General features: G+C 62.0%; 3 protein-coding genes and 1 pseudogene. 1 reads left to right on the top strand and 3 read right to left on the bottom strand.

Annotated features, from left to right (window positions below):
• A pseudogene (locus AC1DZ6_RS17385) lies at positions 1–618 on the bottom strand (hypothetical protein); the annotation flags it as partial.
• Between the two features lie 151 nt (positions 619–769).
• Between AC1DZ6_RS17385 and uvrB the strand changes: the two are divergent.
• Positions 770–3,046 (top strand): excinuclease ABC subunit UvrB, encoded by a 2,277-nt coding sequence (gene uvrB, locus AC1DZ6_RS17380; protein ID WP_477098397.1) that lies wholly within the window; start codon positions 770–772, stop codon positions 3,044–3,046.
• Positions 3,047–3,090: 44 nt separating this feature from the next.
• On the opposite strand, the gene AC1DZ6_RS17375 is transcribed toward uvrB, so the two are convergent.
• Together AC1DZ6_RS17375 and AC1DZ6_RS17370 are read right to left on the bottom strand one after the other, a co-directional pair.
• On the bottom strand, positions 3,091–3,843 hold the full coding sequence (locus AC1DZ6_RS17375; protein WP_477098396.1) for a hypothetical protein: 753 nt from the start codon (positions 3,841–3,843) through the stop codon (positions 3,091–3,093).
• Positions 3,833–5,461 carry an RNA-directed DNA polymerase gene (locus AC1DZ6_RS17370; RefSeq protein WP_477098395.1) on the bottom strand — a complete coding sequence of 543 codons (1,629 nt, stop codon included), beginning with the start codon at positions 5,459–5,461 and terminating at the stop codon, positions 3,833–3,835. Before AC1DZ6_RS17370 ends, AC1DZ6_RS17375 begins: the two co-directional genes overlap by 11 nt.
• Positions 5,462–5,731 lie beyond the last annotated feature (270 nt).

The raw sequence follows: 5,731 nt of genomic DNA, 5'->3' as shown, positions 1-5,731 counted from the left end.
GACCTCCACCACGCCGGTGGCCGGCCAGCGCTCGCCCGGCTCGCCCGCCCCGATCGGCGGCCGGCGCGGTCCGCCGTAGCCGATCGGCGGGACCGGCCCGCCGCAGCTGACGCCCTGGACCTCCCGCGCCACCAGCTGGCCGTCGCGCATGTCGAGCCGGTAGTCGACGCCCCGGCCGATGTCGTAGCAGACGCGCGGGACCCGCACCGACGAGCTCGGCAGGGTCACCGGCGTGACCACCGGCCCGCCGCCGGACAGGGTCACGTCATACAGTCGATAGGCCTGGCCGATCGGACCGGAGATCACCGCCCCCGCCCCGATGCCCGCCATGGGCGCGGTGAGCACCCGCCCGGCCGTCGCGCCCCGCGCCTTCATCCCGGCCAGCACCTGGTCGAGGCAGGCGCCGTCCGGCAGCAGCAGGGCCTTGGGGCATTTGGGACTGGGCGTGGCGACCGGCAGGGTCGCGCCCAGCACGTCGCGCAGCTCGCCATAGACCGGGTCGCGCAGCAGCCGCATGTCGGAGGCCTGGGCGCAGGCCGCGCCCGCCGCCATCGTCGCCAGAACGGCCAGCCCCAGGCCGCGAACCATCCGGCCCGCCCCGCGCTTCATGTGGATCATAGCCGTCCCCCGTGCCCCACCCCTGGGATTGTCCCGGGCAGGATCGCAACCTTGACCATGAAAGGCAATGCCGCCACCTGCCGCCAGTTGCTGACACGCCCTGTCAGCAGGCCCTCTGGCGTTCCCGGCCCCGCGGACCTACCTTCTCGCCATGGCCCGATCCTCCACGACCGAAGCCGGCGGCGTCTCCGACGTCTCCGCGAAGTTCATCCATGACACCACCCTCGAGGGCGAGCTCGACGGGTCGATGCCCATGCTCTGGACTCCGCACCGCCCCGCGCGGCCGGAGAAGTCCGAGGGCGGCCGCAGGTTCAAGCTGGTCAGCGACTACGAGCCGGCCGGCGACCAGCCGACCGCCATCGCCGAACTGGTGGCCGGTCTGGAAGGCAAGGAGAACGACCAGGTCCTGCTGGGCGTCACCGGCTCGGGCAAGACCTTCACCATGGCCAAGGTCATCGAGGCCACCCAGCGCCCGGCCCTGATCCTGGCGCCCAACAAGACCCTAGCCGCCCAGCTCTACAGCGAGATGAAGAGCTTCTTCCCCGACAACGCGGTCGAGTATTTCGTCAGCTACTACGACTACTACCAGCCCGAAGCCTACGTCCCGCGCACCGACACCTACATCGAGAAGGACTCCTCGATTAACGAGCAGATCGACCGCATGCGCCACTCGGCGACCCGGGCGATCCTGGAGCGCGACGACGTGATCGTGGTCGCCTCGGTCAGCTGCATCTACGGCATCGGCTCGGTCGAGACCTATACGGCCATGACCTTCACGCTGGAGGTCGGCCAGACCATCAACGAAAAGCAGATGATGGCCGACCTGGTCGCCCAGCAGTACAAGCGCAACGACGCCGCCTTCGAGCGCGGCACGTTCCGCCGCCGCGGCGACACCATCGAGATCTTCCCCGCCCACTACGAGGACCGCGCCTGGCGCATCTCCCTGTTCGGCGACGAGGTCGAGGCGATCAGCGAGTTCGACCCGCTGACCGGCAAGAAGACCGGCGACCTGGAGAACATCAAGGTCTACGCCAACAGCCACCACGTCACCCCGCGCCCCACCCTGCGCCAGGCGATCATCAGCATCCGCGCCGAGCTCAAGGAGCGCCTGGCCTGGATGATCGAGAACGGCAAGCTGCTGGAGGCCCAGCGCCTGGAGCAGCGGACCAATTTCGACCTGGAGATGATCGAGACCACCGGCTCCTGCGCCGGCATCGAGAACTACAGCCGCTACCTGTCGGGCCGCCAGCCGGGCGAGCCGCCGCCGACCTTCTTCGAATACATCCCCGACAACGCCCTGCTGTTCACCGACGAGAGCCACCAGACGGTTCCGCAGATCGGCGCCATGTACAAGGGCGACCGCAGCCGCAAATGGACCCTGGCCGAATACGGCTTCCGCCTGCCCTCCGCCCTGGACAACCGCCCGCTCAAGTTCGAGGAGTGGGACGCCATGCGGCCGCAGTCGGTGCACGTCAGCGCCACCCCGGCCAAGTGGGAGCTGGAGCGGGCCGGCGGCGTGTTCGCCGAGCAGGTGATCCGCCCCACCGGCCTGATCGACCCGCCGGTCGAGGTCCGTCCGGTCTCCAAGGACGGCGCCAGCCAGGTCGACGACGTGGTCGACGAGATCCGCCAGACCAAGGCCAAGGGCTACCGCACCCTGGTCACCGTCCTGACCAAGAAGATGGCCGAGGACCTGACCGAATATCTGAACGAGCAGGGCATCGCCGTGCGCTACATGCACAGCGACGTCGACACCATGGAGCGGATCGAGATCATCCGCGACCTGCGCCTGGGCCAGTTCGACGTGCTCGTGGGCATCAACCTGCTGCGCGAGGGCCTCGACATCCCCGAATGCGGCCTGGTCGCCATCCTCGACGCCGACAAGGAAGGCTTCCTGCGCTCGGAGACCTCCCTGATCCAGACCATCGGCCGCGCGGCGCGGAACATCGACGGCAAGGTCATCCTTTACGCCGACCGGATCACCGGCAGCATGGAGCGGGCCATGGGCGAGACCTCCCGCCGCCGCGAGAAGCAGCACGCCTACAATCTCGAGCACGGCATCACGCCCGAGAGCGTCAAGCGCGACATCAAGGACATCCTCAACAGCCCCTACGAGCGCGGCGACCGCGTGCTGGTGCCGATCGGCGGGATCGGCGAGGGCAAGGACGCCAAGCCGTTCAGCGGCGACAACTTCAAGGCCGCGCTCAAGGACCTGGAAGCCCGCATGCGCGAGGCCGCCGCCAACCTGGAGTTCGAAACCGCCGCCCGCCTGCGCGACGAGATCAAGCGCATGAAGCTGATGGACCTGGAGTTCGCCAACGAAGCCCTGACGGCCCCAGGCGAGGCGGTGGACAAGGCGATGCCTGGCCGCGTTCGCAAGGAGTTGAGGGCGGAGCAGGCGGAGGCGTTTCGGAAGGGGCGGTTGTAATTCAACTAAGTCCAGAGCGCGCTACGGGCTAACAGCCTAGTTTGTCAACGGCGGTCAAACTCCTGTCCAACAGCAGACCGAAGCAATTCGACTAGTTCAACGCGGTTGGATGAAGCCGAAGCGGATCGAAGGAGTTGATCGAAATTTATGAGAAGTCCCGCGTTGCGTCTCGGATTCAGCAGCAGGACATCCGACCATGTGTCGCCATCGTTTTCGACAGCTCGCGCATAACGCAGGAGCCAGTACATCAAGACTTGGCGGAAATCGCCCGCTCCAAAATTACGCTCGGTATGCTTGACCTCAATGAGGGTCGAGCCAATCGCGAAATCTCCGTGGCCAGACGCCACCCAGCCCAAGCCCGGTATCAGAGGTGAATGCTCAAGGACCGACGAAGGTCTTTGTGTCCGGACGCTATCAAGCATAGCCACAAGATTTTGGGCGGCAAGATCTGCAACAAGCATATCGCCGGGCTCAAGTCGCTCAGGGATGCGCGCATCGAAATGGCGTTGCTGCCGTTGAGAAGCAATCGCCAGGCAGGCCTCCCACGATGCAAGCTCTCCCCCTTTCAGCCGACTTTCGGCTCGCGCCATCGAGAGCTCAAACAGCATCGCCTTTTGCAGGGGACTTTCCTGAATCAGCGCATTTGGTATTGGACTGATGCTAGGAAATGAAAACATCTTTGCATTCAACGCGTTGACCAGCCCCCCGGTCAGGCGCGGAAACAGAACATCCAGAACACCAGGAATGTCGCGCGCAACGGTTCTTGGGTCCCGAGCCGGTAGCCGATTAAACGCCATTGGTAGCCCAGCCTTCATAGGAAGCCGCAAAGCTTCCCTGTCCGCTGCTTTCAATGCCAAGTCGCCAAGCTTGCGACAGTGAGCCTCGCAACTGCTCCCTTGTCTTCCGGCCTTCATCGCCAAATACGCCGGCTGCAAGCCAAAGCATCCGCTGCTCGTCTGCCGGTAGGTTTGGCCATTGATTCCGCAGGCGAGTGAAAGCCGCTCTATCGGCCCAGTGCTTCCAACAATCGATGCAGGCGCGTCGGACGGAGAAGGAAGTAGACGTATCGTAAGTTCGCCGGACGAACGAGCCGCGGCTGTCGGTCCTGACAAAACGGAGCGCCCTCAGAAAGTGTAGCAGGTTGGCTTCAGGAACAAGCAGATGAGCCGCGCTATTCGGCAGCCCGTCGAGCAATTCATCAATAGATGAGAATATTGGTTCAAAAGCATCGTTAGAGCGAACTGCATAAACGCCTCGCATTATTTTTGACCAAGAGGCGCGAAAAGAGTCTAAATTATTAGGATTCAAAAGCGTTGCGCATAACTGCACGGCTACAGCCGGTTCTTGGAATTTCAGCGCACGACTAATCTGCGCAATAACAAAAGCGTCGGGCTGAGATTTTTCACGCTCAAGATCAAGTAAAAAAGAAATATCAATCCTTTCGAAAGATTGTTTCAGTTTTTCATATTCCGTGCTCGCATGGTCTGAATAAGGGTCGAAATGAAGATCAAGCTCTCGCAATGCAAGACTTGAATCCTCACCATCACCCAGCTGTGATGCAATAAAATCCCGATAGTGCTTCGAACTCAAGATGGTTGTCTTGGTGCGATTTAGCGACAACCCGTAGTCCGCCAGAGTGTGCGACAGCGTCGAGAGCGCCATATAGGCGTCCTGTTGCGAACGGCAGATCAACGTATAGTCATCGACATAGCGATGCCAGACGAGCCCGGCATCGGTCAGCGAACGATCGATCGGCGTCATCATCACTTCCGCGAGGATGCGCGCACATTGGCCGCCAACGGGAAGTCCGTAAGATCGGCCCGCTGCGAGCTTGCTCAAGATACGATCGATTTGCGTCGCAAGGGTTGAGCCCGGTGACAGGTCCTTGATGACGTTCTCGAGCCTATGATGGTAAATATGCTCGTAGAAGCTTGAGACGTCAGTTTGGATGACAACCGCCCGGTCCTCTTCAAGACCCGGTTCGCTCAACGTCGCAGCCTTGTAGGCTCGCCAGGACCTCGCTCGATCGAAAAAGCCCGGCCCCTGTGCAGCAAGCCGGTATGAGTGAGCGCGAACGCTCCGCTGAGTCTCGTTCGCTTCAGCGATCGCTAGCCCCAGGCCATTCAGGTAGAGATTCCAGAATGGGTGTATCTTTGTGGTAATACGGAAACCATGAGATCCGGATGGCACAAGCAGCCGCTCCGCGCCGATCGTAAGTCCGTTCATGAAGACCGCAGCCTTCCCCAAGCTGCCCGTCTCGATACCCCTGAATAGCGCGAGACAGATTCCTGCAAGATCGGCAGCCATGTCCTTAATGAAGGCGGCGTCGAGATCATACGGAAGCGTGTCGTTGTCACCGCTGGCACCGATCTCGAGAGCGGCCCGAACAAAATGCCCTTCGTCGACCTTGACCATTCTAATCTTTCTCAGGAGCCACGGCGCTTAACGTCGCCATGTACATGCATTTGGGGAAGCCACTAAGGTGACGCTTTTAACGAAACACGCTTTTGGTGAGTGTTGAAAGGGCCTGCTTCAGTGAAAGCGCTAGAGCTTCCTAGCGGCCAGGGTTTGCCGAGATCAGACGATCTCAACTTCGCCTAGAGGCAAGATCGATCTGAAGATCAGGATCTGCCTTACATCTCTCGTAGGCAGCAGCGTGCCGGTCTAGACAGGTCAGTCAAGGGC

The organism is Caulobacter sp. P1_B12_2 (assembly GCF_056406675.1).
The sequence above is the reverse complement of the archived record's forward strand: the minus strand, read 5'-3'. Positions and strand labels throughout refer to the sequence as shown.